Source organism: Sphingomonas panni, assembly GCF_022664435.1.
Classification (GTDB): domain Bacteria; phylum Pseudomonadota; class Alphaproteobacteria; order Sphingomonadales; family Sphingomonadaceae; genus Sphingomonas; species Sphingomonas panni.
Genome location: NZ_JAKREU010000001.1, coordinates 239854 through 265913, shown reverse-complemented (window position 1 = coordinate 265913; position 26060 = coordinate 239854). Strand labels below are relative to the sequence as shown.

Here is a 26060-nt window from a genome sequence, read left to right as displayed (position 1 = left end):
CTTTCGGAAAAGAAGAAGCGGGACCCCGGATCAAGTCCGGGGTGACGAGAGGGACGTTCCCGTTACAGCGGCCGTCCCCCCATCTTCCACGTCAACTGCACCGCATAGCTGCGGCCGATCCCGTCGAACCACGAAATGTCGTAATAGGGATAGGAGGCATAGGTCGGATCGTGGATCGGCGCCTGATCGAACAGGTTGGTGACGGTGCCGGTCAGGCGCAGCCGTTCGTTCAGATCGTAGCGGGCCGACAGGTTGAACAGGTAGCTTTCCTTGATGAAGGCGTCCTGGTCGTAGTTCGGCAGCTTGCCCAGCCGCAGGCCGGTCAGCGTGGTCGAGAAGTCGCCGAGGCTCCATGTCAGGCTGGCGGTACCCTTTTCGCGGGGGATGTCGAAATTGCTGTCGAGCGCGAACTTGTTGATGATCGGATCGCCCGGATACTGCCGCACCGTGTGGTTGAAGACATAGGTATAGCCGCCCGACAGGGTGAATTCGCCGATCGCGGCGGTCGGCAGGCGGAAATTGGCGGCGATGTCGATGCCGTCGGTGGTTTCCTCCGCGACGTTGATCGGGTTGACCGCGACCGCCTGTAGCTGTCCGGCGAGCGCACCGCTGGTGTAGCGGATCACGCGGGCCAGTGCGTCGCGACAGGTGGGGGAGGTCGCATCGGCACCGCCGCCCGCGCGGCAACGCGATTCATCGCGCAGCACGGAATCGATGCTGATGTCGCGTACCTGATCCTTCATCTTCACCCGGAAATAGTCGACCGACAGGTCGATACGGTTCGACGGCTGCCACACCACACCGGCGTTGAGCGAGGTCGAGGTTTCGGGCTGAAGCTGACGATTGCCGGTCTTGCGGGCGATGATCGTCTGGTCCGAATAGCTGCAATCGCCGATCGTCTCGTTCGGCTCCTCGACGCGACAGAGATAATAGTCGGTGGCGGACGGGTGGGTGTTGCCCGGGCCGCGGAAGACATAGTTGAGGTCGGGCGCGCGGAAGCCGGTGCCATAGGCGGCACGCAGCAGCAGCCGCTTCGTCGGGCGCAGTTCGCTGCCGATATTATAGGTGAAGCGGCCGAAATTATTGCCGGCGATGTGGAAGCTGTCATAGCGACCGGCGGTGCTGAGCTGCAGGAACGACAGCACCGGCACGCGGAATTCATAGCCCGCGCCCCAGCGGCTGCGCGACCCGCTGCCGTCCGAATCGACCAGCCCGACATAATAGTTGGTCAGCGTCAGCGGATCGGGGTTGAGGTCGTAGCCCTGCTTTCCGGCCTCCGCGACAAGCGCGAAGCCGACCGGGCCGGCGGGCAGCTGGAACAGGTCGGTGGTGTTGAGCGATGCGGCCAGCGTGTCGGTCCACGAGCGCGGCTTGTATAGCGAATCGACCGCAATCGAGCGATATTCCTCCGGCGTCAGCGGCTTGTAGAGGCGGCGGACATCGGCATTGAAGATCGCATAGCCGGTGGCCGGATCGACACCCTGCTGCTGTCCCAGGAACAGCGCGTTCGATTTGGAGATGACGATTTCGGGGAAGGTGACGCGCGAGGTGTATTGCGCGTGGTTGAACGACACCTCGTACTTCCACTTGTCGTTCTGGCCGAACTGGCCGCGAATGCCGGGCGTGATGTTGAAGGTGATCGACCGGTTGCGGGTCATGCCGTTTTCGAACCCGCCGATTTCCTCCGGCGTGAACTGGCGCGTCCAATTGTCGAGTTGCAGGCCGCTGTCGGTGTCGTCGGGTGACAGGTTCGGGTTGAAGAAGGTGCCCTCTTCATTGCCGTCGGGCGAGACATAATACCAGCTCTTCACCCGGCGGAAGAGCTTCAGCTTCGACACGCTGAACTGCAGGTCGGCGAAGAGTTCGGTGCCGCCGCCCAGATCATAGCCCATCGAGCCATAGGCGGTGAGCGACTTGCGCTCCGAAATCATCGTACCGTAGGCGACCGATTCGTTGCTGCCGCAGAATTGGCCGTAGCGGCGGCGATTGGCGTAATAGATCGTACCCTGATTGAGCGACGACAGCGACGCGCAGGTCGCCTGACCCGGATCGATATAGTTCGCATCCTCGTCCGACCGCAGGAAGGTGCGCTGCGCCAGCGGGGTCGCGGTGGTGGGATTGTCGGCGGTCGAATCCTGTCGCTTGCGCTGATATTGCCATAGCGGGCGCTGGTTGAGGAATTCGATGCCGGCGACGCCGTGGAACCCCCCGATTTCCCAGCCGGTCGTCGCCATCAGCCGGTAGGCTTCACCGCCGCCATGGTCGGTATCGCTGTAGCGCAGGTCGATGCGGGTGCCGTCGGGCTTGGTCTTCAATTGGAAGTTGACGACGCCGGCGATCGCGTCGGAGCCATAGATAGCCGAGGCGCTGCCGCTCAGCACCTCGACCCGCTCGATCAGGCCGACGGGGATGTTGGAAATGTCGGTGAAGTTGCTGTTGCCCTGAAACGGCAGGGGAAAGTCGGCGATGCGGCGACCGTTGACCAGCACCAAAGTATGGTTGGGGCCGAGGCCACGCAGGTCGACCTGTTGCGCGCCGGGGCTGAAGCTGGCGCCCGATGCGCTCTGCTGGCCCTGCGTCTCGCCGCTATTCTGGGTCAGGCTGCGCAGCACGTCGGGGACGCTGAGGAAGCCGCCCTTCAAAATGTCTTCCGACGTGACGACGGTGACCGGTGCCGGCCCTTCCTTCTGCACACGCGGGATGCGCGACCCCAGCACGACGATCTCGTCCGACGCGTCCGCGCCCGGCGTGGTCGTCGGCAGGTCCTGCGCCATCGCGCTGCCCGCCATCGCCATCATGCCCGTGACCGCCAGCCCCGTACCCGCCAGCCCCGTACCCGCCAGCCAACGCGCGATTCCGTTCCCCCGCATTATAATGCTCCCCGATCAAGCCCCGATACGTAATCATAATGCCATGGACTTCTGACATATTGAAACATAAAAACTTCATGTTGATCGGGCGGGCCGATATTTTGATGGGGAGTGTGGCGTTGCGACACTATGTGATGGGCATCGCATTGATATGCGGGGGAATTGCATCGGCGACGCCGATGGTGCGGGCGCAACAGGCGGCGGATTCGGTAAAGGGCGCGCGCTTTTTCGTGACCGGCGATCCGGCCAAGCCCCGGCCCGCGACCCCGTCACAGGGCCTGATGCTGATGGGCGGCGGCGACTGGGACAAACAGGCGTTCGCATGGTTCGCGAAGAAGGCAGGCTATGGCCACATCCTGATCCTTCGCGCATCGGGCGATGGCGAGGGCGGGCGCGAGATGTTCGCGACGATGGCAGGCGTCCAGTCGGTGTCGACCATATTGTTCACCGATCGCGCCGCATCGACCGACCCGCGCGTACTGGCCGCGATCGCCAAGGCGGACGGCATCTTTCTGGCGGGCGGCGACCAGGCGAAATATGTCCGTTTCTGGCAGGGGACGCCGGTCGCCCGCGCGCTCGACGCGCATGTTGCGGCGGGCAAGCCGATCGCGGGCACCAGCGCCGGCCTCGCCGTGCTGGGCGGCACGGCTTACGGCGCGATGGACGGCGGCAGCATCGATTCGTTCAAGGCGCTGTCCGATCCGCTGGGCGATGCGGTGACGCTGGTCCATGGTTTCCTGCACATGCCGCGCCTCGCCCATGTCATCACCGACACGCACTTCAACGAGCGCGACCGGCTCGGGCGGCTGATCGCCTTCGTGGCCAAGGCGCGCGCGACCGGTGATCCGACCGCGATCGGGCTGGGCGTCGACGAAGCGGGCACGCTGTGCGTCGAGGCGGACGGACAAGCGACCTTCTACGGCCCGGCAAACACCCATGCCTGGCTGGTGCAGCCGCAAGGCATCCCGAAGCTGACACCGGGCAAACCGCTGGACTGGGCCGATATCCGCATTACCGGCATCGCGCCGGGGGACAGGATCGACCTGAACACCATGGCGGTGTCGAAGGCTGCATTCGTCGGTACGGCAAAGGTGGTCGCGGGCAGGCTGATCGATGCGCCCTTGCCGCCCGGCGGCCACTGGTCGCTGGCGATCCATGGCGGGGCAGGCGTGATTCCGAAGGGGTCGCTGACGCCGGACCAGGAGCGGGCCTATCGCAACGGGCTGAACGCGGCGCTGGCCGCTGGCTCGGCGGTATTGGCGAAGGGCGGCAGCAGCCTCGATGCGGTGCAGGCGGCGGTGCGCGTGCTGGAGGACGATCCCCACTTCAACGCCGGGCGCGGCGCGGTGTTCGACGCAGAGGGCAAGAACCAGCTCGACGCGGCGATCATGGACGGGGCGACCCTGCGCGCGGGTGCGGTCGCCGGGGTCAGCGCCACCAAGAACCCCATCCTGCTGGCCCGCGCCGTGATGGAGCATAGCCGCCATGTCCTGCTGACCGGGGCGGGCGCCGACCAGTTCGCGCGCGAACAGGGCGTGGAGCAGGTCAACCCCTCCTATTTCCGCACCGAGAAGCGCTGGCGCGAATATCAGGCGTGGAAGCGCGACGAGGAGCATGCCGCACTCGATCCGACGCACCGTTTCGGCACGGTCGGCGCTGTGGCGCGCGACCAGCGCGGGCATTTGGCCGCCGCGACCTCGACCGGTGGCCTGACCGGCAAGCGCTGGGGACGGATCGGCGACTCGCCGATCATCGGCGCGGGCACCTATGCGATGGACCAGACCTGCGCGGTGTCGGCGACCGGCACCGGGGAATTCTTCATCCGACAGGTCGCCGCGCGCCAGATCTGCGACCGGGTGCAGTGGAAGCGACAGGACATCGCCACGGCGGCCAGCGACACGATCGAGGAGGTGGGCGAGATCGGCGGCGATGGCGGGCTGATCGCGATGGACGGTCGCGGACACATCGCCTTCGCCATGAATAGCGACGGCATGTATCGTGGTAGCGTATCGGATGACCAATCCCCACGTACCGCCATCTATGCGGGAGAGATGGATGTCGGCCGATAACCCCCACCCGTCGAAGCGCGAGTTGGACGCGCGATTGCTGGCGCTGTTGCGGCAGGATTCGCGCGTTCCGGTGTCCGAACTGGCGCATGTGCTGAATGTGTCGCGCGCGCATGTCTATGCCAGCATCGCGCGCATGGAGCAGGACGGGACGATCGACGGCTATACCGTGCGGCTGGGCGAGGCGCATGACCGCCGCATGGTGCGCGCGCATGTGATGATGACGACTCTGCCCAAGCTGCTGGACGAGACGAACGAGGCACTGGCCGCGATCCCCGAGCTGACCGGGCTGTACGCGATCGCGGGCGAGTACGACCTGATCGCGATGGTCGAAGCACCGAGCCTCGAACGGCTGAACGACGTGATCGACGCGATCGGGCGGCTGGCCGGGATCGGGCGGACGATGTCGGCGGTGGTGCTGGCGACGCGGTTGCGGCGGTAGGGAGCGCAATGAACATTCGACCCGAACCGTCGCCCCAGCGAAGGCTGGGGCCTCAAGCGGCTCTTGTCCCGCGCTACCACAGGGAGATCCCAGCCTTCGCTGGGATGACGTGTGGAGCAATGGGGGAAGGTGGGAACCTATCCCGCCAAGACCCGGTCGATCAGTTCCACCGGATGCAACGGACGGCGGCCGGTCAGGCGCTTGGTCTGGCAACGGCAGGAAAAGCCGGTGGCGAGCATCGCCTCGTCCTGCGTCACCTCTGCCCAGCTGAGCGCGAAGATGTCGCGCGACAGTTTCTGGTTCTGCGCCTCATGTCCGAACAGCCCGGCCATGCCGCAGCAACCGGTCTTGGTCGGCTGGGCGGCGATGCCGAACCCAGCCAGCGCCTCTGCCCAAAGCGCCAGCGCCTGCGGGCGAAGCGCCTGTTCGGTGCAGTGGCCCAGCAGGCGCTGCGGCGGAACGGCGCGGGCGGCGGCGGGTATGCGGCCCTGTCGCACCGCCTCGGCCAGCAGGGTCTCCAGCCCGGCAACCTCGACGCTGTCGCCGGTCATCTCGGCAAATTCCTGGGTGAACATCAGCGCGGTGGCGGCATCCAGCCCGACCAGCCGCACGCCCAGATCGGCAAACGCCTTCGCCTCCGCCACGCGCTTGGCGGCGATGCGGGCGAAGCGCTCGCGCAGTCCCAACAGGTGCAGCACCTTGCCATTGTTGCGCGGCGGCAGGCGCAGCACGGTATAGCCGCACGCCGCCAGCACGCGCCCGGCAGCGGCGACCAGCGGGCCGTCGAAGCTGGCAGTGAAGCTGTCTTCGACCAGCACTACGATGTTCGCTCGCGCCTCGGCGGGTAGCGCGTCGATCCTAGCCTTCGACACGACAGGCGGAAGGGTGTGCGGGTCGGCCACCGCGAAGGCGGGCAGGTCGACATAACCGAGCGTGCGTTCCAGCGCGGCTTTTGCGCGGTCGCTGCCGGCGACGCCATTGGCGATCCCGGGCATTTTCCGCGCGGCGGCGAGCATGGCTTCCATCTGCGCGACGACGCGGTGGCGCAGCGGGCGGGTGCGCTTGGCCCAGTAACGCTCGGCGAAGCGCGACTTCATCGTGGGGACGTCGACCTTCACTGGGCACAAAGTCGTACACGCCTTGCACGACAGGCAGGTGGCGAGCGACGCCTGCGTATCGGCGGCCAGCGCATCGCGTTCGGCGACTTCCGCCGGGGTCGGCTCGGCGATCGAATCCAGCCGCGCCCAGGCGCGCAACAACGACGCACGGCCCTTTGGAGACTGCGCGCGGTCGCGTGTTGCCTTGTAGGACGGGCACATCACGTCGAGCGAGTCCCACGCAAAGCACGCGCCATTGCCGTTGCACGCGACCGCGCGGTCGAAATCCTTGGAGCGCGTCGCGTCGATCCGGCGGTCGGCCTCGCCGCGCAAGGGAACGCCATCGATCCGGTCGATCGGCTGCCCGGCGGGCGCGGCGAGCTTGCCGGGGTTGAGCCGATTATGCGGGTCGAACGCCGCCTTCAGCGCCTGGAGTTCGGGGTAGAGGCTGCCGAAGAACAGCGGCGAGAACTCACCGCGATAGCCGCGACCATGTTCGCCCCACAGCAACCCGCCATAGGATTTGGTCAGCCGCGCCACTTCGTCGGAGATCGGGCGGATCAGCACGGCCTGTGCGGGATCGCGCAGGTCGAGGAACGGGCGAACGTGCAGGCAACCGACATCGGCATGGCCGAACATGCCATAGTTGAGGCCATGGCCGTCGAGCAGCGCGCGGAACTCGGCGACGAAATCGGCCAGCTTTTCCGGCGGGACGGCGGTGTCCTCGACGAAGGGAATGCCCTGCCGCGCGCCGCCCAGCCGGGCGAGCAGGCCGACCGATTTCTCCCGCAAGGTCCAGAGCTGGCCGATGGCGGCATCGTCGCGGACGATGCGCATGTCACCCTGCGGCCCGATATCGGCGAGCGCGGCAAGCCCCGTGTCGATGGTCGCATCGTCGTCGGCGGTGAATTCGACGAAGTTCATCGCCGCCACCGGCGCGTCGCTCGCCCCGCCCAGCAGCCCCTCGACGCTCGACCAGATGATGTCGCTGCGCGCGACGCCCAGCACCTTGTCGTCGAGGATCTCGATGGCGACCGGATCGGCGGCGATCAGGCGCTGGACGTCGCGCATCGCGGTATCGAAGGCGGCATAGCGGATGACCGCCAGCGCGCGCTTTTTCGGTTTGTGCGCGACCCGCAAGCTGATCGAGCGGGTGATCGCCAGCGTCCCCTCCGACCCGGCGAGCAGATAGCCAAGGAAGAACCGGTCGGCGGCGGCGTCCCAGGTCTTTTGCAGATTATAGCCGGTCAGGCCCCGGTTCATCTCCGGGAAGATCGCGGCGATATCGTCGGCGCGCTCCGTCACGATACGGAGCGCCTCGCGGTGGATATCGGCAACGATGCCGCCGCCCGCCGCAATGACCTCTGCCTCGGCGCGCGTCATCGGTTCGGCGCGCCACGGCGTCCCGTCCGACAGGGTCAGGTCGATCGCGGCGATATAATCCGACGTCTTGCCCCAGCGGCGCGATCCCTTGCCCGACGCATCGGTCGCGACCATCCCGCCGATCGTCGCGCGGCTGGCAGTCGACACCATCGGCGGAAAGAAGCGGCCATGGGGTTTGAGGAAGGCGTTCAGCTGGTCCAGCACGACGCCCGGTTCGACCGTGACGGTGTTCGTCTCGGGATCGAACGCACTTATCCCGCGCATATGGCGGGCGAAATCAACGACGATCCCGTCGTTCAGCGACTGGCCGTTGGTGCCGGTATTGCCGCCGCGTGGCGTAAGCGACAGGCCGGTATCGGCAAGGGTCCGCACCAGCAGGGTCACGTCGTCGCCGGTGCGCGGATAGACGATCGCCGCCGGGCGAACCTGGTAGATGCTGTTATCGGTCGATGCGACCTGCCGCGCGCCGATGCCGTCCTCGGCATCACCGGCAAAGCCCGCCTGGTCGAGGCGGCGCAGCAGGTTCGCAACCGCCGCCATCAGGCCGCCGCCACTCCGCGCAACGCGCCCTGCACCTGCTTTATCGATCGGGCCTGCGCCTCGGCATAGAGCGTCAGTTCGTCCTGAACCTTGTCGCCCAACGCCTCCTCGAAGGCGGTCTGTGCGGCGGACGCGGCATAGCTGCGCTGTTCGGTGCCGCCCAGATTGGACTGGAAAATGCCCGCCGCGCTGACCGGCAGGAAATCCTCGTACACGATCGGCTGGGCACGGACATAACCCGCCGCCAGCCATGCATCGATATCGCCCGCCGGCTGTACGCCGGTCGCGACCAGCCGCTGCCCGGCCTCGGTCAGCTCGTAGCGGAACCAGGCCAGCCCCTGTTCGCGCAGAGCCTCCGCCGTGTCGGGAAAGGCGGCGAAGGCGAGGGCCAGTCGGTCGGCGTAGCTGTCGCCCTGCGATCCCTGCTCACCCCGCGCGGTCGCCAGCAGTTGGTCATACAGCGCGCGCCCCTTGGCGGTCAGCGCCGCGCCACGCTGTTCGATCTCACCGAAGCGGGCGGTGTGGTGGCCCTGTCGGTCGCCGGGAAAGGTCACGCCCTCCTCGATCGCCTTGAAGCTTGTCTGGCGCAGCAGGATCGGGACGGCGCGGGGCGGCGGCCCCTCGATCACCGCCTTGGCCGCGATTCCCTTCGCCTGCATCGCCACCTGCGCCGCATCGATGTCGAGCGTGCGGGGGGTCAGGTGGTTGATATGCGGTCCCCGGAACGACACGACATCGGCGATCAGCCGGTGCGCGTCGTGGAGCCGGTCATAGGTTGCGGCGTCGACCCGTGCATCGCCGTGCCAGCGAAAGGTTTCGAGCAGCGCGGCGACGAAGCGGTCGGCATCGGTCTCGTCCAGTCCTCCCTGCGCTTCGTCCTTCTCGATCAGGCGGATGGCCTCTTTGGTGAAGATTTGCCGCGTCGACAGGATCGATTCCGCCTCGGCGCGCAACGCTTCATCCTCAATCAGTTCGAGGCGCAGCAGCGAGGTGAAGACGCGGAACGGATTGGCGTTGAGCGCGGCGTCGTCAACCGGGCGGAAGGCGGTCGAATGGACCGGCACACCCGCCACCGACAGGTCGTAATAGCCGACCGGATGCATCCCCATCACCGCAAAGGCACGGCGCATCCTGTGCAGTTCCGCCGCGCTGCCCAGCCGGATCGCGCCATGGCGTTCGACGTCCAGCCGGTCGAGTTCGCCCGCCGCCGCCATTTTCGCCGCCAGTTCGGGGCGGTCGGCCAGCACCTGCGCGTTCACATCGGCCACGATCGACAGCAGGTCGCCGTATAGCGGCACCTCGGCGCGGTACATGGCCGACATCGCTTCGGAAAAGCGGGTGCGGATCGCGTCGGGGGCTGTGAAGCTGTGGGTCATGGTCACCTCGGACAGATAGGGTCAGCGCGGGGCATGGGTAAGGGTGTCGCCGATCCCGACATGCAACGCGCGGGCGGCGTCGGGGTCAAGCAGGATGCCGTCCCCCTGAGGCGCAATGCGCGCGAAACAGGCGCGAAATCCCGCCAGCCGACCGGCGGCGGCGATGGTCGGTATGGCGTCGTCGCTATGCCCCACCGCGCGCACGATGGCGGTGCGCGCCGCGCGGATGGTGGCGATGTCGTCGGTCGCGGCGGTCACGGTCGGGCCGCCGTCGAACAGGTCGACATAATGGTCGTGGCGAAACCCCTCCTTCTCCAGCAGCCGCAGCGCGGGGCGGCCGGAGGGGTGGGGGACACCCAGCACGGCGCGCGCGCTGTCGGGCAGCATCGCCAGCAGTACCGGCGTCGTCGGCAGCAGCCCGGCCAGGACATGGGTGCCATGCTCCGCGTTGAACGCATCGGCGGCGGCAAAGCCCATGCCGAAGAAGCGCGCGGCGATCCCGTCCCAGAAGGGCGCCTCGCCCGCCTCGTCGACCACGCCGCGCAATTCGGCGATGGTCCGGTCGGCAAAACGCGGGCGGTGCATCGCGATGAACAGATAGCGGCTGCGCGCCAGCAAGGTGCCCGCCCCGCCCGCACGCGCATCGGCGCGCAGGAACAGTCCGCCCACCTCGCTGCACCCGGCATGGTCGGTGCAGATGGTCAGCGTCGTATGGTCGACCGACCGGCCCAGCACGGCATGGTCCGCGCCGTGCCGGTCGATGCGATAGCTGTAGAAGGGCGCGTCGGTGCCGATATGCGAGAAGATCTGGCAGGTGCCGTGGATCGCCTGGCTGCCCAAATCCTCCAGCACGAACAGGAACCGGTCGACGCCGAAGCGGTCGGTGTCGCGTGCAAAGGCGGCATCGGCGGCGGCCAGTCGCTCGGCCAGCTTGGCCTCGTCCGGCGGCAGGTTGACGAACCCGCCGCCGGTGGTCTGCGCCATGGCATAGAGCGCCGACAGGTCGTGCCCGCCGGCGGCCCGCAAGACGATCGTCACGCCGCACCGGCTCCCAATACCGGTTTCAGCGCGTCCCAATTGCCCGCCGCGCTGCCCGCCTCGAAGCTCGCCATCGGATAGGCACAGTAATCGGCGGCATAATAGGCGCTGGGGCGGTGATTGCCCGAATCGCCGATCCCGCCAAAGGGCTGAGCCCCCGCCGCACCTGTGGTCGGGCGGTTGCGATTGACCACGCCCGCGCGCGCATCGAGCACGAAACGCTCCCATAGCGCATCGTCGTCGGTCAGCAGTCCGGCGGACAGGCCGAAGCGGGTGTCGTTCGCGGCGGCGACGGCGGCATCGAAGTCCGCGACACGGACGACCTGCAGGACGGCTGCGAAAATCTCCTCGTCGGGCACCGTCACGCCGGTCACGTCGAGCAGCGCGGGCGTGACGAAGGCGGCGCTGCGCCCTTCGATCCCGCCGAACGGTACGATGGCGCGCGCCCCGGCCGCCTCCAGTGCAGCGACTTGGCGGCGGGCGGTCGCGGCGGCGGCGTCGGAGATCAGCGGGCCGATATAGGGATTCTCGTCCCAGCGACCGATGGGCAGGCGCGGGATCAGCGCGGCGACCGCCTCCACCACCGCATCCCCGAACGCGCCCGCTGGCAGGATCAGGCGGCGCGCGCAGGAGCAACGCTGTCCGGTGGTGATATAGGCCGACTGGACGATCAGCGCCGCGACCTCGGTCACGTCGCCGTCCCACGCGATCAGCGGGTTGTTGCCGCCCAGTTCCAGCGCAAGGATCACGTCGGGCCGCTCGGCAAAGGCACGGCGGAAATGCGCGCCGGTCGTCGCCGATCCGGTGAACAGCAGCCCGTCGATATCGGCCGCGACCAGCGCCGCGCCGGTTTCGCGCGCGCCCTGCACGACCTGCAACACGTTTTCGGGCAGACCGGCTTCGCCCCAGGCGTCCGCCATCGCCGCGCCGACCGCCGGGGTCAGTTCGGACGGCTTGAACACCACCGTGTTCCCGGCGAGCAGCGCGGGCACGATATGGCCGTTGGGCAGATGGCCGGGGAAGTTATACGGCCCCAGCACGGCCATCACCCCGTGCGGGCGGTGGCGCAGCACGGATTCGCCGAACGGCATCGTGCTGCGCTTTTCACCCGCGCGTTCGGCCTGGGCGGCGATCGACAGTTCGACCTTGCCGACCATCGTGCCGACTTCCTGCGTGGCTTCCCACAGCGGCTTGCCGGTTTCACGCGCGATCAGCTCGGCGAGGTCGGCCGTGCGCGCCTTCAGCACGGCGGCATAGGCGCGCGCGATGGCGACGCGTTCCTCAAGCGGCGTCCGCCGCCAGTCGCGGAATGCCGCACGGGCGCGGGTGACCGCTGCGTCGACATCCGCGCCGCTGGCGACCGGACCGGTCCAGACGGTGTCGCCCGTCGCCGGGCAGGTGGAGGTCAGCACGCTCATGCCGCCTTCGCCATCAGCCCGCGCGCCGCGACGCACGCTGCTTCCAGCCGGGTGACCGCCTCAGCAATTTCTTCGCCGGAGATCAGCAGCGACGGCAGCAGGCGCACGCAATTCTCGCCGCCGCCCGCGACCAATATGCCATGGTCGCGCGCAATTCCCATGAACTCGCGATTGTTCGGGATCATCTTGAGACCGATCAGCAGCCCCTTGCCGCGCACTTCGGCGATCACATCGGGGAAACGGCCACGCAGCGCCTCCAGCCGATCGAAGAAATCGGCGCTGGCCGCACGGGCATGGGCCAGGGTTTCCTCGTTCGCGATGGTGTCGAACGCGGCAATGCCGACCGCCATGGCCAGCGGATTGCCACCGAAGGTCGTGCCATGGACGCCGGGGGTCATGCCCTTCGCCGCCTCGGTCGTAGCCAGGCAGGCACCGACCGGGAAACCCGATCCCAGCGCCTTGGCCAGCGCCATGATGTCAGGCGCCGCGCCATCGAACCACTGGTGCGCGAAGAGCTTGCCGGTGCGGCCCATGCCGCTCTGCACCTCGTCATGGATCAGCAGCACGCCGTGCTTGCGCGTCAGTTCGCGCAGGCGGAGCAGCCATTCGCCGGTCAGCGCGCGGGCGCCACCCTCGCCCTGCACCGGCTCGACGATCACCGCCGCCGTGGTCGGGCTGGCGATGGCCGCCTCGATCGCCGCCGCGTCATCGATCGACAGCTGGACGAAGCCCGGCAGGCGCGGGCCGCAGCCCTCCATATAGCCCGCATTACCCGAGGCGTTGATCGCGGCATAGGTGCGGCCGTGGAATGACCCGGCAAAGCCGACGATGTCGATCCGCTCGGGCTGGCCGTTCACATGATGATAGCGGCGCGCGGTCTTGATCGCGCATTCGACCGCTTCGGTGCCGGTATTGGCGAAGAACACGCAATCGGCGAAGGACGCATCGACCAGCCGCTGCGCCAGCGCCTCCTGTCCCGGAATGCGGAAGATGTTGGAGACGTGCCACAGCTTGCCTGCCTGTTCGGTCAGCGCGGCGACCAAAGCGGGATGGGCATGGCCCAGCGCGTCGGTCGCGATGCCCGCCACGCAGTCGAGATAGCGCCGCCCCTCGGTATCGATCAGCCACACGCCCTCGCCACGATCCACCGCGATCGGTGCGCGGTTGTACAGGTTCATCAGGGGATCGGTCATGACGGCTCCTATTACGGATTCGGGAATGCACTGGCGGGTCAGGCTGCCGCCCTATTTGGCCCCTCGGACGGCCATGAACAAACGCATTGGCATCATCTGTTGATGAGCAATGGGAATGAAGATAACGGGCTTAGCGTGCCTTGATCGGGGTGACGGTCGACGGGCACCCGTCGCGCTTGCACGGCAGGCTGTCGTCCCACGACAGCAGGCGGACGACCATGTCGCCCGGCTGGGTGCGCGGGTCGGTGCCCATCCCCGCCACCCGCGCGTCGAGCGGGGCGGTGAGGGTGGCGATGGTCCGGCCGAACGGGTCGGTGACGACCGCGAGCACATCGCCCTTCTTCACATATTGGTTGAGCGTCACGCGCACCTGCGCCCAGCCGCCGCGCGGGCTTTCGACATTGGTGACGACGTTACCCAGGAACGGTTCGGGGTCGCGCAGGTCGGGCTTGCCCGGCAGCATCCCGCGGTCGATCATCACGTTGCGCACGCCGCGCAGGCCCCGGTCGATCATCGCGCGGTCGAACACCTCCGCGCCGCCCAGTTCGTAGGTGACGGCGGGAATGCCATTGGCGTTCAGCATGTCCTCGACCGCGCCGTCATAGCCGGCATTCATATAGGCGCTGTCGGGGCGCAGCAGCATCATGATCGGCTTGGCGGCCGGCGTCGCGACGAAGACATAGGCGGGATAGGTGCCGCCACGCGACTGGGTATGCAGGTCGATCGCGAAGTCGGTATTGCCGATGAAGATGCGCGACCAGAGCCGCCCGGCGTAGCGCTGCGCCGCACTGCCTTCGTCACCATGGGCATGGGGGTCGCGCGGGATCAGCCGGTTCAGATTGTCGCCGCTGCCGTTATGCCCGCCGGTAAAGGCGCGGGTTGAATTGCGCAGGCCCGGCGCGTTCAGTCCCGGTACGGCGATCAGCGTACCCTTCATCGTCGCTGGATCGAGACTTTCGACCAGCTGGTGGATCACGCCGATGCCGTTCAGTTCGTCGCCATGGATGCCGGCGGTCAGCAGGAAGCGGGGACCGGCCTGCACCCCCTTCACCACCACGATCGGCACATAATAGCCCTGTCCGACGTCATTGTCGTCGACCCGCAGCCACAATCGCGTCTTGCCGGCGGGCAGGGTCGCGACGTCGAGCTTCTCGATCACCGCCGACCCGTCGATCCGGTCACCCGGTGCGCCCGGCAGCGCGGCGGCGGGCAGGGTGGCAAACAGCAGGGGCAGGGCGAGCAGGTGGCGGAACATGATGGTTCTCCAGGGCGGCGAACCACCCGCGTCGCATGTCGTTACGGGCGCGGCCAAGCGATAATCTGTCATGTCCTTATGCGTGCCGGTCATAGCGGTCGGGCGGGCAATGTACGCTTACGGGGATTTCCGCATTGCCGCCAACGCCTTGACGCCTAGAGAGGGAAATATGCTGACCATCGATCCCACGCCCCGCCCGCTCGGCAAGAGCGATATCCGCGTCTCCCCCCTCGCCTGGGGCATGTGGCGCTTCACCGGCGAGGTCGCCGCGGCGCGCACGTTGGTCGAGGCGGCGCTGGAGGCGGGGATTACCCTGTTCGACACCGCCGATATCTATGGCTCAGATACGCCGGCCGGCTTCGGATCGGCGGAGACGCTGTTCGGGCAGGTGCTGGCCGAGGCGCCGTCGCTGCGCGCGGCGATGGTCATCGCGACCAAGGGCGGCATCCGTCCGGGCATTCCCTATCGCTCCGACGCCGCGTATCTGGCGGAGGCGGTCGATGCCTCGCTCGGCCGGATGGGGATCGAGCGGATCGACCTGTACCAGATCCATCGCCGCGACTTCCTGACCCATCCGCAGGAGGTTGCCGCCAGCCTGACGCGCATGGTCGAACAGGGCAAGGTGCGTGGGATCGGGGTGTCGAACCACAGCCCGGCCGAGGTCGATGCGCTGCAGGCGTTTCTGGGGCTGCCGATCCTCAGCACCCAGCCCGAATTCTCGCCGCTGCACCCCGATCCGCTGTTCGACGGGGTGCTGGATCAGGCGATGGCGCGCGGGATGGCCGTGCTGGCATGGTCGCCGCTGGGCGGGGGGCGGTTGAGCGGCGGCGATCATCCGGCGGCCCTGCTGCTGCGCGATCATGGCCAGCGCTTCGACGTCGATGCCGCGACCGCCGCCTTGTCATGGGCGATGGTCCACCCGGCGGGGATCATCCCGATCGTCGGGTCGCAAAATGCCGACCGCATCCGTGCCGCGGCCGGGGCGTATCGCGTGCGCTGGACTCCAACCGAATGGTATGCGGTGCTGCAGGCGGGGATGGGCACCACGCTCCCCTGACGCGCGTCGGCGGCCGCATCCGATGGAGGATGCGGCCGCTTCGGCGTTCCGGACGGAAAGGATCAGCGACCGGCGAGGGCGCGGTCGAGATCGACGCCGCGGTCTTCCCATTCGCCGCGCGTCTTGCAGACCTTGGTCAGAATGCGGCTGCCGGTGGTTTCGGTGCGGAAGCAGTAGCGGGCGTTGGGCGATGCCTTGTACGCGACGGCGGCGGGACCGGCGGCCAGCGTGATGCTGGTGGCGACGGCACCGGCACCGGCAACGCTGGTCGCGACGGGGGCCGGAGCGGCATTCGGTTCGGCGGCGAAAGCCGAGGTGGTGGCAACCAGGCCGAGGACGATCGAAGCTGCGAAACGGATGGCGGTCATGATGTTGGCTCCCTGAATTTCCGGTTGGTTCCGGTGATGCCAACCACATTGCAGCTGCCGTGCCAGTTTTACGAAGATAGCAATATCAACGACTTAGAGATTGACTACAGGTGTAGCTGTGGGATTTGCCGCCATAAGGTTGTAAATTTCGCTACATGTTTGTAGATTCAATTCGCTTCGAGCCAGCTCCCCGCAAAATTCCTGCTACTTGGTCCAAAAGTCGACCTGCGACCGAGCGTATCCCCGCGCAGGCGATAGCCGGAGGAACATTCGAAAACCGTACCCCGGCGAAGGGCGGGGTCCAGTCGGGGCACGTGGGTGAGATACGGGAAGGCTTTCCCAACTGGACCCCGGCCTTCGCCGGGGTACGGTCGATTGGTGCGCAGGCATGAATGCGCTGAACCGGCACCGCGCCGATCCCCGCAACCGCCTAGCGCCCTGCGCCTGCCCATGTCAGGATCGGCGTAAACGACCATAAGGGGTTACGAATGCGCGCTGGTGCCTGTCTGATCGCTCTGCTGCTTGCCACGACCGCCCGTGCGCAGGAGCCGGCCACCGGCTATCACCGCGCGCCGGACGCCATTGCAAAGATACTGGAAACGCCGCCGACCCCCTCGGTCGCGGTCAGTCCCGACCACCGCACGCTGGCGATTTTGGGGCGCGAGAACCTGCCGAGCATCGCCAATCTGTCGAAGCCGATCCTGCGGCTGGCGGGCTATCGCATCGATCCCGCGACCAACGGCCAGGCGGAAATGCGCGTCCAATGGCTGAATGCACTGAGCTTCAAGGATATCGCTACCAGGCGCACCGTCGCGGTGAAGCTGCCCGCCGGGACGCGCTTTGCCGCGCCCGACTGGTCGCCGGACGGGACGCGCCTGGCATTCTACGTGCAGGAGGCGAATGCGCTGTCGCTGTGGATCGCCGAGCGTGACGGGAGCGCGCGCATGGTCGCGCGCGGGCTGAACGGGGCGTTCGGCAAGCCGTTCGCGTGGACGCCCGACAGCAAGGCGCTGATCGCGACCATGGTGCCCGCCGGGCGCGGGGCGGCGCCGGTTGCCGATGCGACGCCGACCGGGCCGGTGGTGCAGGAAAGCATGGGCCGCACCTCGGCGGCGCGGACCTATGAGGATCTGTTGCGCAACGCGACCGACGAGGCGCTGTTCGACCATTATTTCACCGGACAGCTGATGCGGATCGACCTGGCCGGCGCGACGAAGCCGATCGGCCAGCCGGGGCTGATTACCGATTTCAGCGTATCGCCCGATGGTCGCTACCTGCTGACCGAACGGTTGAAGCGTCCCTACAGCTATCTGCTGCCCGCCAGCTATTTCCCGACCGAGATCGCGGTGGCGACGATCGACGGACAGCCGGTCCGGACGCTGGTCGACCGGCCGCTGGCCGACGACCTGCCGGTCGATTTCGACGCGACGGTGAAGGGCCCGCGCGAGGCGGTGTGGCGTTCCGACGCCCCCGCGACCCTGGTATGGGCCGAGGCGCTGGACGGCGGCGATCCCAAGGCGAAGGTGGCGTTCCACGACCGCATCCTGATGCAGCCGGCCCCGTTCACTGCCGCCCCGGTCGAACTGGCGCAGACGCCGGCGCGGTTCGCGACCATCTTCTGGGGCAATGACGACTTCGCGATGGTGATCGACCGCGAATGGCGCACGCGGACCGAACATCGCCTTGCCGTCGCACCGGCGCGCCCGGGACAGGCGCGGACGCTGCTGACGCGCAACTATCAGGATCAATATGGCGATCCCGGCTTTCCGATGACCGACGAGAATGCGGCGGGCAAGGACGTGATGCGCTTCACGCCCGCGCGCGACGCGGTCTATGTCACCGGCGACGGCGCGACCAAGGCCGGGGCCTTTCCGTTCCTCGCCGCGCAACCGGTGGCCGGGGGCGAGGCGAAGCGGCTGTGGACTGCGAAGGCACCCTATTACGAAACCGTCGTCGCGCTGCTGGACGACAAGGGGCAGCGGATGCTGACCCGCCGCGAAAGCGCGAAGCTCGCCCCCAACTACATGCTGCGATCGGTCAGGGGCGGCAGTGCGAAGCCGCTGACCGACTTTGCCGATCCGGCTCCGGCGCTGGCCGGCGTCACCCAGCGGACGATCACCTACAATCGCGCCGACGGCCTGCCGCTGTCGGGATCGCTGTACCTGCCCGCCGGCTATGATGCGAAGCGCGACGGGCCGCTGCCGACCCTGCTCTGGGCCTATCCGGCGGAATATACCGATGCCAAGGTCGCGGGGCAGACGGTCGACCAGGGCAATCGCTTCGTCCGGCCGCGCGGGATCAGCCACTTGTTCCTGCTGACGCAGGGCTATGCGATCCTCGACAACCCCGCCATGCCGATCATCGGCGAGAACGGCGCGGAGGCCAACGACACCTATGTCCAGCAGCTGCGCGACGATGCGCAGGCGGCGGTCGATGCGGTGGTGAAGCTGGGCGTGTCCGATCGCAGCCGCATGGCGGTCGGCGGGCACAGCTATGGCGCGTTCATGACCGCCAACCTGCTGGCGCATACCGACCTGTTCCGTGCCGGCATCGCGCGGTCGGGTGCCTATAACCGGACGCTGACCCCGTTCGGCTTCCAGGCGGAGCAGCGCACCTATTGGCAGGCGACGCAGACCTATACCGAGATGAGTCCGTTCACCTTCGCCAACAGGATCAAGGAACCGATCCTGCTGATCCACGGCGCGGCGGACGACAATAGCGGCACCTTCCCGATCCAGTCGGAGCGGATGTATGCCGCACTGAAAGGCAATGGCGCGACGGTGCGCTATGTCGTGCTGCCCAACGAAGCCCATGGCTATCGCGCGCTGGAATCGACCGAAGAGACGCTGTGGCAGATGACCGACTGGCTCGACCGTTATGTGAAGCCGAAGGTGGCGGATCCGAAGCGGGCAGAATAGTCTCGCCGAATATAGAATACGAAATAACGGAGATCATGGTGACGTTGGACCGCATCTTGGAAATTGCGGAAAATCCGTAAGTCGTTGCTGTGATCCGAAGCGGAGATCGCGATAATTCCAAGAAAACGCGATATTTCCGGTACACCGATATTTAAGCGGGCCAGCCCCATTCTGCGTCGCGGAAAGCAGCGCCGGATGGGGGTCCTGGCCGAATGTCGCATGTGTTTGCCAGTATCGTTTCGCACCATGACCTGCCGGTCGTCGCACTCGCGCTGTTGCTGTGCGTCGTCAGTGCGCTGTCGACCTTTGCCCAGTTGCAGCGCGCGTTCGAATGCGTCGTCCAGCGGCGTCTGCTCTGGCTGATATCGGCGGCGGTCACCGCCGGCGGCGGGGTGTGGTCGACGCATTTCATTTCGATGATCGCCTATCGCACGCCGGTCGCGTTGCAGTTCGACCAGGTGCTGACCGCGCTGTCGGCGATGATCGCGGTCGCGGCGTTCGGCATCGCCTTCTGGCTGTTGCGGCGGGCGCGGGGCATGGTGTCGGTCCTGCTGTACGGGGCCATCGCGACGCTGGGTATCGTCGGGATGCACTTCACCGGCATGGCTGCCCTTTCCAATTCGATGGTCCACCGGGTCGACCATGCGCCGATCCTGGCGGCGGTGACGGTCGGATGGCTGTTGCTGTCGGGGGCGTTCGCGCTGTTCCTGCGCCTCGACGGGCGACGGCGCGTGACGGTGCCGGCCATGGGCCTCGTGCTGGCGACCGGGATCATCCATTTCGTGGCGATGGCATCGGCGATGATCGGCCATGGCCCGGTAGCCGCACCGGCAGCCGGGGGCGGGGCGCAGTGGCTGCTGGTGTGGATCGTCGCGGCGGCGCTGCTGCTGATCGGACTGACGGCGGTGGCGTCGGTGGTCGACCGGTTCCTGACCGACCTGCGCGGGCTGGCCGATGCGACGTCGGAGGGATTGCTCATCACCAGCGACGACCGCATCCTCGACGCCAATGAACAGGCGTGCGCGCTGCTGGGTGTCGATCGCGCCGCGCTCGTCGGAACGGCGGCGGCGGCATGGTTCGAAACGCCGGCGCGCGACATGCTGCACCCGCATCGCGGCGATGCCGTCCGCACGCGCATCCGGGGTAGCGTGGTCGAGGACCAGCTGGTCGAGATGACCGCCCGCGCGATCGAATATCGCGGCCGTGCCGCCACGGTCGTCGCGCTGCGCGACCTGACCGAGAGCGCCCGTGCCCAGCGCGCGATCGAGCATCTGGCGTCGCACGATCCGCTGACCGGCCTGGTCAACCGCGCCGCCTTCGACATCGGCCTGCACGAGGCGGTACGCTCCGCCGCGCCCTTCGCGCTGATCGCGGTCGATCTTGACCGGTTCAAGGCGGTCAACGACCTGTTCGGCCACGGCGCGGGCGATACGATCCTGATCCGGGTCGCGCGCATCCTCGACGATTGCGTCCGCGCGCAGGATCTGGTCGCGCGGGTCGGCGGTGACGAGTTCGTCGTCCTGCAACGCGACATCGCATCGTCGGACGACGCCCGCCGCCTCGCCGCGCGCATCCTCGCCCGCTTTGCCGAGGAAATGGATTCGGCGCGCGACCCGATGGCGGTCGGGTGCAGCCTGGGCGTGGTCACCTATCCCAGCGACGGGTGCGATCCCGAAACGCTGCGTCACAATGCCGATGTCGCGCTATACCGCGCCAAGCAGAGCGGGCGCGGCACCGCGTCCTTTTTCGACGAGACGATGGACCGCGAGGCGCGCGACCGTCGCAGCCTGGAACACGACCTGCGCCATGCGGTGTGCCGTGGCGAATTGCGGCTGGTCTATCAGCCTCTGGTGTCGACCGACGACGACCATGTCGTCGGTTATGAAGCGCTGTTGCGCTGGGACCATCCCGAACGCGGACAGGTGCCGCCGTCGCTGTTCATTCCGGTCGCCGAGGAAGCCGGCACGATCATGGCGATCGGCGAATGGGCGCTACGCCAGGCGTGCCGCGATGCCGCCGCATGGCCCGATCCGCTGACGCTGGCGGTCAATGTATCGCCGGTGCAGCTGCGCGTCGCGACGCTGCCGATGCTGGTGCGCGACGCGCTGGCCGACAGCGGTCTGGCGCCCGAACGGCTGGAGCTGGAGATTACCGAAACCGCGTTGCTGCGCGACCGCGAAGTGTCGCTGGCCATCCTGCGCGAGATCCGCACGCTGGGCGTCCGCATCGCGATGGACGATTTCGGCACCGGCTATTCCTCGCTTAGCAACCTGCGTCATTTTCCGTTCGACAAGATCAAGATCGACAAGAGCTTCGTGTCGGCGATGCACGAGGACGAGGCGGCGCGATCGATCGTCCGCGCCATCGCCGGGCTGGGCAAGGGATTGAACCTGCCGGTCGTCGCCGAAGGGGTCGAGAACGAGGTGCAGCGATCGATGGTGCAGGCGGAGGGCTGCGCGCTGGCGCAGGGCTATCTGTTCGGGCGGCCGGCGGCGACCGTCTTGGCGCAGGATGTCGCGCCGGTCCGGGTGCGGCGGGCATGATGCCCGCGATTTTCTAAAGGGGGGAGGGGTCAGATGATCGCTTGGTTTTCGCGCAACGCGCCGATCCGGGTCAAATTCCGCGTGCTGGCGCTGATCTATCTGCTGCTGTCGGGCGGCATCGCCGCGCTGGCGATCACGGCCGCGCTGGGGGGCGGGCTGTCGTCGGGCATCGTCATCGGCGGTGCGATCGCCGGCGTGGCGGCGATCGTCGCGGCGACGTTCGGCGCGTCGCGGCTGATCTGTACGCCCTATGTCACGACGGTCGTGCGGATGGAGGCGCTGGCGGCGGGGGATATCGAAAGCCCGGTCGCCTATACCGACAATCGCGACTGTGTCGGCCGCATTACCAAGGCGATGGCGATCTTTCGCGAAAGCGCGCTGGCGGCGAGGGAGCGCGATACCCAGCGGCAGATGGTCGCGATCATGGGCGAGGGGCTGGGCAAGCTGGCCGCCGGCGACCTGACCGCGCGCATCGATGCCGAATTGCAGGAACCGTTCCTGTCGCTGCGCGACGATTTCAACGCCGCCGTCGCGGCGCTGCGCGCGACGATGCTGTCGGTGTCGACCGTCGCGGGCGGCATCCGCAAGGGGGCGGGCGAGATTAGCGCCGCGTCCGACGACCTGTCGCAGCGGACCGAGCAGCAGGCCGCCAGCCTCGAACAGACCGCCGCCGCGATGGAGGAGATCACCGCGACGATGCGCGAAACCGCCAGCAGCGCGTCGCGCGCCGACGAAATCGTCGGCACCGCGCGCAGCGAAGCGATCGAATCGGGGGAGGTCGTGCGCCGCGCGGTCGATGCCATGGCACGGATCGAGCGCACCTCGGCCGAAATCTCCGACATCATCGCGGTCATCGACGGCATCGCGTTCCAGACCAATTTGCTGGCGCTGAATGCTGGCGTCGAGGCGGCACGGGCAGGAGATGCGGGCAAGGGCTTTGCGGTCGTCGCCAGCGAAGTTCGCGCGCTGGCGCAGCGTTCGGCGGAAGCGGCAAAGGACGTGAAGCAGCGCATCACCGCATCGGTGCAGACGGTCGATACCGGCGTCGCGCTGGTCAGCGAAACCGGCCGCTCGCTCGACCGGATCATCGGCCGCATCGGCGAGATCAGCGCGCTGGTCGCCGATATCTCCGGCTCGGCGGTGCAGCAGTCGCAGGGGCTGTCGCAGGTGAATACCGCGGTCGCGGAGATGGACGGCGTGACCCAGCGCAACGCCGCGATGGTCGAGGAAAGCAGCGCCGCCGCGCGCAGCCTCGCCTCCGAAGCCGATGCGCTGTCCGGTGAGATCGCCCGGTTCCAGCTGGGCGTGCTGGCGGTGCGCGACCAGCGCGACACGGTACAGCGCCTGCCGGTCCGTGCCCCCGTGCGGGCGGTGCCGCAGCGTCTGACGCAGGGGAACGCTGCGGTCGCGATGCGGGAGGACGACTGGTCGGAATTCTGATCCGGCGCGGGCGGGGTGCCGGTACCGGGTCCCCCCGACCGGCGACCGCCCCTGTCACCGGATGGTCATGTTCGGATGCGACGAATCGGCACATGGCTGATTCGGCAGCGGAGGTCAGCGACGACCGGGCAAAGCGCGAACGTCGCGCGCCGCTCGCACCGCCCCCGGTCGGTCGTCGAGCAGCCGTGGGAGAACTGCCGCCATGCGCATCCTGAACATCCTGGTCCGCCGCTATCTGCCGCTCGACGCCATCGACGCGGCCGTCACCTTCTATGAGGATTTGATCGGGCAGAAGCGTCGCCTGACCTTCGACTATCCCGAACATGACCTGAAGCTCGCGCAGGTCGCCTCGATCTTGTTCATCGCGGGCACCGTTGAAAGCCTCGCGCCGTTCCGCGCCACGGGGGCGACCTTCATGGTCGAGGACCTCGATGCCTACGCCGCGCATCTCCCCACCACCGGCAGCATCGTCGTCGAACCGCCCAAGGCGGTACCGACCGGGCGCAACATGCTGGTACGGCATCCCGATGGCATGCTGGTCGAATATGTTGAACATGCCGCCAAGCATCCCGACGACGTGATGTCGCCCTTCGCCTGATTCGATTCGTGCTGCGCGAAAAGGGCGGGCCGGCTGCTGCTTCGCCAACAGGGATCATGCGCCAGAAACAAAAAAAACGGCCCCGAAGGACCGTTCTTGACCCCATGGCAATGCCTGGAGAAACTGGAGCGGGCGAAGGGATTCGAACCCTCGACCCCAACCTTGGCAAGGTTGTGCTCTACCCCTGAGCTACGCCCGCTCTGGCGTTCCGAACCGGCGAACCGGCTGGGGTGAGGCGGGCTATTAGACGGGGGTTTCAGAGTGCGCAACCCCTAAATGAACTCTTTTCTGTTTTGCTTGGCGTGCCCACATAGGGGCGGCTGTCACAGGATAAGGAATCGACGCTTGGCCACGCTAGGACTGACCGCCCCGGAAAAGGATGCCGTTGAGGCGTTCCGCCGCGACGTCGTCGAACCATCGATGACGCAGTTGGTCATCATCGATTTCTGGGCGGAATGGTGCGGGCCGTGCAAGGCGCTGACCCCGATTCTCGAAAAGGTGGCGGAGGCCTATGCCGACAAGGGCGTGGTGCTGGCCAAGATCGATACCGACAAGAATCAGTTCATCGCGTCGCAGTTTCAGATCCGGTCGATCCCGACCGTCTATGCGATGTTCCAGGGGCAGTTGGTCGCCGACCTGACCCAGGCGCGCACCGAGAGCCAGTTGAAGCAGATGCTCGACCAGCTGCTGCGCCAGTTGCCGGTGCAGCCGGGCGCGGCCGCCGGCCCCGATATCGAACCGCTGATCGCGATGGGCGAGGAGGCGCTGGGCGAAGGGGACGGCGCGCGTGCGCTGTCGATCTTCGACCAGATTGCCGAGATGGTGCCGGACAACGCCGCCGTCGCCGCCGGTCGGGTCCGCGCGCTGATGGCGCTGGACGAGCATGACGCGGCACAGGCGGCGCTGGATGCGCTGTCGGAGGATGCCGCGAAGCAGCCGGGCATCGAACAGGTCCGCGCCGCACTGGCGCTGGCCCGCGATGCGCAGCCGGTCGACGATCTGGCAGGGCTGAAGGCCGAGGTGGAAGCCAATCCCGACGACCATGACGCGCGCTTCCGCCTGGCCGGTGGCCAGATGGCGGCGGGCGATCGCGACGGTGCCGCCGAATCGCTGCTGAAGATCGTCGCCGCCGACCGCGCGTGGAACGACGACGCCGCGCGGCAACAACTGCTCAAGGTCTTCGAGGCGGTGGGCCTGGAAGATCCGTGGGTGTCGCAGCAGCGGCGCAAGCTGTCGGCGATCCTGTTCGGATGAGCGGGCGCGTCTCCGTCTTCCCGTTGGCGGGGGCGCTGCTGTTTCCGAACATGCACCTGCCGCTGCACATCTTCGAGCCGCGCTACCGCTCGATGGTGTCCGATGCGCTGGCGCGGGACCGGCGGATCGGCATGATCCAGCCGCGCCCGGCGGGCGGGGAGAGCGACCGGCCCGCCCTGTTCGACATCGGCTGTATCGGGCAGATCGTCGATGTAGAGGCTCATGCCGATGGCCGCTACGATATCGTGCTGCGCGGATTGTCGCGCTTTCGCGTGGTGCGCGAGCTGGAGGTCACGACCGCGTTCCGGCAGGTCGAGGCAGAGATTTTGCCGGTCGTTGGCGATACGACATTGGGCCTTGCCGAGCGGGCGTCGCTGGAAATCGAATCGCGGCGTTTCGCCGAACGGCTGGGCTATGCCGTCGACTGGGAATCGGTCGGGCGGCTGGACGACGAAAGCCTGGTCAACGGCATCGCGCAGATCGCGCCGTTCGACGTGGCGGCGAAACAGGCGCTGCTCGAAGTCGATGCATTGTCCGACCGGGCGGAACTGATCGTGCAGCTCATGCAATTCTTCGGCAGGCATGGCGATGACGAAGAGGCGACGCTGCAATGACGGAGACTCAGGACAAGTCGGTCGATCCGTGGCTGTTGTCCATTCTGGTCTGCCCGGTGACGCGTACGCCGCTCAGGCATGATGCAGCGGCGGGCGAACTGATCTCCGAGGCTGCCAGCTTGGCCTTTCCAATCCGCGACGGCGTGCCGGTGATGCTGGTCGAAGCGGCACGCCCGTTGTGAGCCGCGACCTGTCGGGCAAGTGGAGCGGTATCTTCAACTATCCGCACACCAACCCGCCGACCGCGTTCGAGGCCGATATTGCCGATCTGGGCGGATCGATCGTCGGCACGATCCATGAACCCGACCTCTATTCGGTGCCGCCCGGCGCGCTGATCGCCGCCGCGATCGACGGGCATCGCGACGGTGCGAAGGTCCGCTTCAGCAAATTCTACGACGACAGCGGCACGGACGGCTATGGCGACATGGTGGTTTATGCCGGGGTGCTGAGCGACGACGGGTGCGAGATCAGCGGGCGATGGGACATTCCAGGTGCGTGGTCGGGCAGCTTCCTGATGATCCGCCCGTCGGCCGAACCGGTGGCGGCCGAAGAGGCGGCCGAGGCGACGCGCGACGGGGCGGCTTGAGGGG

19 protein-coding genes and 1 tRNA gene are annotated in these 26060 nt (G+C 67.4%); 11 read left to right on the top strand and 9 right to left on the bottom strand.

Annotated elements, in window-relative coordinates; all coding sequences use genetic code 11:
- Positions 1-62: 62 nt before the first annotated feature.
- Positions 63-2870 (bottom strand): TonB-dependent receptor plug domain-containing protein, encoded by a 2808-nt coding sequence (locus MF609_RS01355; RefSeq protein WP_242414536.1) that lies wholly within the window; start codon positions 2868-2870, stop codon positions 63-65.
- Positions 2871-2947: 77 nt separating this feature from the next.
- On the opposite strand from MF609_RS01355, the gene MF609_RS01350 reads away from it, so the two are divergent.
- Positions 2948-4939 (top strand): isoaspartyl peptidase/L-asparaginase, encoded by a 1992-nt coding sequence (locus MF609_RS01350; protein ID WP_242414535.1) that lies wholly within the window; start codon positions 2948-2950, stop codon positions 4937-4939.
- Complete coding sequence (locus tag MF609_RS01345) at positions 4926-5378, top strand: Lrp/AsnC family transcriptional regulator (protein ID WP_242414534.1); 453 nt, start codon at positions 4926-4928, stop codon at positions 5376-5378. Before MF609_RS01350 ends, MF609_RS01345 begins: the two co-directional genes overlap by 14 nt.
- 137 nt (positions 5379-5515) lie before the next feature.
- On the opposite strand, the gene MF609_RS01340 is transcribed toward MF609_RS01345, so the two are convergent.
- From MF609_RS01340 to MF609_RS01315, 6 genes are all read right to left on the bottom strand, one after another.
- Positions 5516-8398: an FAD-binding and (Fe-S)-binding domain-containing protein gene (locus MF609_RS01340; RefSeq protein WP_242414533.1), complete on the bottom strand. Its 2883-nt coding sequence runs from the start codon at positions 8396-8398 to the stop codon at positions 5516-5518.
- Positions 8398-9774: a 2-oxoadipate dioxygenase/decarboxylase HglS gene (gene hglS, locus MF609_RS01335; protein WP_242414532.1), complete on the bottom strand. Its 1377-nt coding sequence runs from the start codon at positions 9772-9774 to the stop codon at positions 8398-8400. The genes MF609_RS01340 and hglS overlap by 1 nt, the downstream gene beginning before the upstream one ends.
- A gap of 21 nt (positions 9775-9795) precedes the next feature.
- Positions 9796-10812, bottom strand: a complete 1017-nt coding sequence (locus MF609_RS01330) for an arginine N-succinyltransferase (protein ID WP_242414531.1) — start codon at positions 10810-10812, stop codon at positions 9796-9798.
- Entirely contained in the window at positions 10809-12230 is a 1422-nt protein-coding gene (astD, locus tag MF609_RS01325) for a succinylglutamate-semialdehyde dehydrogenase (protein WP_242414530.1), read from the bottom strand. Before astD ends, MF609_RS01330 begins: the two co-directional genes overlap by 4 nt.
- Positions 12227-13423, bottom strand: a complete 1197-nt coding sequence (locus MF609_RS01320; RefSeq protein WP_242414529.1) for an aspartate aminotransferase family protein — start codon at positions 13421-13423, stop codon at positions 12227-12229. Before MF609_RS01320 ends, astD begins: the two co-directional genes overlap by 4 nt.
- A gap of 130 nt (positions 13424-13553) precedes the next feature.
- Positions 13554-14678 (bottom strand): succinylglutamate desuccinylase/aspartoacylase family protein, encoded by a 1125-nt coding sequence (locus tag MF609_RS01315; RefSeq protein ID WP_242414528.1) that lies wholly within the window; start codon positions 14676-14678, stop codon positions 13554-13556.
- Between the two features lie 169 nt (positions 14679-14847).
- On the opposite strand from MF609_RS01315, the gene MF609_RS01310 reads away from it, so the two are divergent.
- Positions 14848-15735, top strand: coding sequence for an aldo/keto reductase (locus MF609_RS01310; RefSeq protein WP_242414527.1), 888 nt, complete (start codon positions 14848-14850; stop codon positions 15733-15735).
- A gap of 62 nt (positions 15736-15797) precedes the next feature.
- Here MF609_RS01310 and MF609_RS01305 read toward each other — a convergent pair whose 3' ends face one another.
- Positions 15798-16103, bottom strand: a complete 306-nt coding sequence (locus tag MF609_RS01305) for a hypothetical protein (protein WP_242414526.1) — start codon at positions 16101-16103, stop codon at positions 15798-15800.
- Positions 16104-16591: 488 nt separating this feature from the next.
- Here MF609_RS01305 and MF609_RS01300 point away from each other — a divergent pair, with 488 nt between their 5' ends.
- From MF609_RS01300 to MF609_RS01285, 4 genes are all read left to right on the top strand, one after another.
- Positions 16592-19021 (top strand): alpha/beta hydrolase family protein, encoded by a 2430-nt coding sequence (locus tag MF609_RS01300; protein ID WP_242414525.1) that lies wholly within the window; start codon positions 16592-16594, stop codon positions 19019-19021.
- A 212-nt stretch (positions 19022-19233) separates the two neighbouring features.
- A complete protein-coding gene (locus MF609_RS01295; RefSeq protein WP_242414524.1) occupies positions 19234-21564 on the top strand; it encodes a bifunctional diguanylate cyclase/phosphodiesterase in 2331 nt (776 codons plus the stop codon).
- A 33-nt stretch (positions 21565-21597) separates the two neighbouring features.
- Positions 21598-23004 (top strand): methyl-accepting chemotaxis protein, encoded by a 1407-nt coding sequence (locus MF609_RS01290; RefSeq protein ID WP_242414523.1) that lies wholly within the window; start codon positions 21598-21600, stop codon positions 23002-23004.
- Positions 23005-23206: 202 nt separating this feature from the next.
- On the top strand, positions 23207-23602 hold the full coding sequence (locus tag MF609_RS01285) for a VOC family protein (RefSeq protein WP_242414522.1): 396 nt from the start codon (positions 23207-23209) through the stop codon (positions 23600-23602).
- 124 nt (positions 23603-23726) lie between these two features.
- Here the strand turns inward: MF609_RS01285 and MF609_RS01280 are convergent.
- Positions 23727-23801, bottom strand: a tRNA-Gly gene (locus tag MF609_RS01280).
- Between the two features lie 146 nt (positions 23802-23947).
- On the opposite strand from MF609_RS01280, the gene MF609_RS01275 reads away from it, so the two are divergent.
- From MF609_RS01275 to MF609_RS01260, 4 genes are read left to right on the top strand one after another with little or no spacing between them, the layout of a single operon-like run.
- Positions 23948-24856 carry a tetratricopeptide repeat protein gene (locus MF609_RS01275; RefSeq protein ID WP_419723040.1) on the top strand — a complete coding sequence of 303 codons (909 nt, stop codon included), beginning with the start codon at positions 23948-23950 and terminating at the stop codon, positions 24854-24856.
- Positions 24853-25470 carry an LON peptidase substrate-binding domain-containing protein gene (locus tag MF609_RS01270; protein ID WP_242414521.1) on the top strand — a complete coding sequence of 206 codons (618 nt, stop codon included), beginning with the start codon at positions 24853-24855 and terminating at the stop codon, positions 25468-25470. The genes MF609_RS01275 and MF609_RS01270 overlap by 4 nt, the downstream gene beginning before the upstream one ends.
- Positions 25467-25652, top strand: coding sequence for a Trm112 family protein (locus MF609_RS01265; protein ID WP_242414520.1), 186 nt, complete (start codon positions 25467-25469; stop codon positions 25650-25652). Before MF609_RS01270 ends, MF609_RS01265 begins: the two co-directional genes overlap by 4 nt.
- Positions 25649-26056 (top strand): hypothetical protein, encoded by a 408-nt coding sequence (locus tag MF609_RS01260; protein ID WP_242414519.1) that lies wholly within the window; start codon positions 25649-25651, stop codon positions 26054-26056. Before MF609_RS01265 ends, MF609_RS01260 begins: the two co-directional genes overlap by 4 nt.
- The last annotated feature ends 4 nt before the right edge of the window (positions 26057-26060 follow it).

What these genes read in the sequence shown, in the direction of transcription:
- MF609_RS01355 (WP_242414536.1), bottom strand. Translation starts at nt 2,870, where the DNA reads ATGCGGGGGAACGGAATCGCGCGTTGGCTGGCGGGTACGGGGCTGGCG.
- MF609_RS01350 (WP_242414535.1), top strand. Translation starts at nt 2,948, where the DNA reads ATGTTGATCGGGCGGGCCGATATTTTGATGGGGAGTGTGGCGTTGCGA.
- MF609_RS01345 (WP_242414534.1), top strand. Translation starts at nt 4,926, where the DNA reads ATGTCGGCCGATAACCCCCACCCGTCGAAGCGCGAGTTGGACGCGCGA.
- MF609_RS01340 (WP_242414533.1), bottom strand. Translation starts at nt 8,398, where the DNA reads ATGGCGGCGGTTGCGAACCTGCTGCGCCGCCTCGACCAGGCGGGCTTT.
- hglS (WP_242414532.1), bottom strand. Translation starts at nt 9,774, where the DNA reads ATGACCCACAGCTTCACAGCCCCCGACGCGATCCGCACCCGCTTTTCC.
- astD (WP_242414530.1), bottom strand. Translation starts at nt 12,230, where the DNA reads ATGAGCGTGCTGACCTCCACCTGCCCGGCGACGGGCGACACCGTCTGG.
- MF609_RS01320 (WP_242414529.1), bottom strand. Translation starts at nt 13,423, where the DNA reads ATGACCGATCCCCTGATGAACCTGTACAACCGCGCACCGATCGCGGTG.
- MF609_RS01315 (WP_242414528.1), bottom strand. Translation starts at nt 14,678, where the DNA reads ATGTTCCGCCACCTGCTCGCCCTGCCCCTGCTGTTTGCCACCCTGCCC.
- MF609_RS01310 (WP_242414527.1), top strand. Translation starts at nt 14,848, where the DNA reads ATGCTGACCATCGATCCCACGCCCCGCCCGCTCGGCAAGAGCGATATC.
- MF609_RS01305 (WP_242414526.1), bottom strand. Translation starts at nt 16,103, where the DNA reads ATGACCGCCATCCGTTTCGCAGCTTCGATCGTCCTCGGCCTGGTTGCC.
- MF609_RS01300 (WP_242414525.1), top strand. Translation starts at nt 16,592, where the DNA reads ATGCGCGCTGGTGCCTGTCTGATCGCTCTGCTGCTTGCCACGACCGCC.
- MF609_RS01295 (WP_242414524.1), top strand. Translation starts at nt 19,234, where the DNA reads ATGTCGCATGTGTTTGCCAGTATCGTTTCGCACCATGACCTGCCGGTC.
- MF609_RS01290 (WP_242414523.1), top strand. Translation starts at nt 21,598, where the DNA reads ATGATCGCTTGGTTTTCGCGCAACGCGCCGATCCGGGTCAAATTCCGC.
- MF609_RS01285 (WP_242414522.1), top strand. Translation starts at nt 23,207, where the DNA reads ATGCGCATCCTGAACATCCTGGTCCGCCGCTATCTGCCGCTCGACGCC.
- MF609_RS01270 (WP_242414521.1), top strand. Translation starts at nt 24,853, where the DNA reads ATGAGCGGGCGCGTCTCCGTCTTCCCGTTGGCGGGGGCGCTGCTGTTT.
- MF609_RS01265 (WP_242414520.1), top strand. Translation starts at nt 25,467, where the DNA reads ATGACGGAGACTCAGGACAAGTCGGTCGATCCGTGGCTGTTGTCCATT.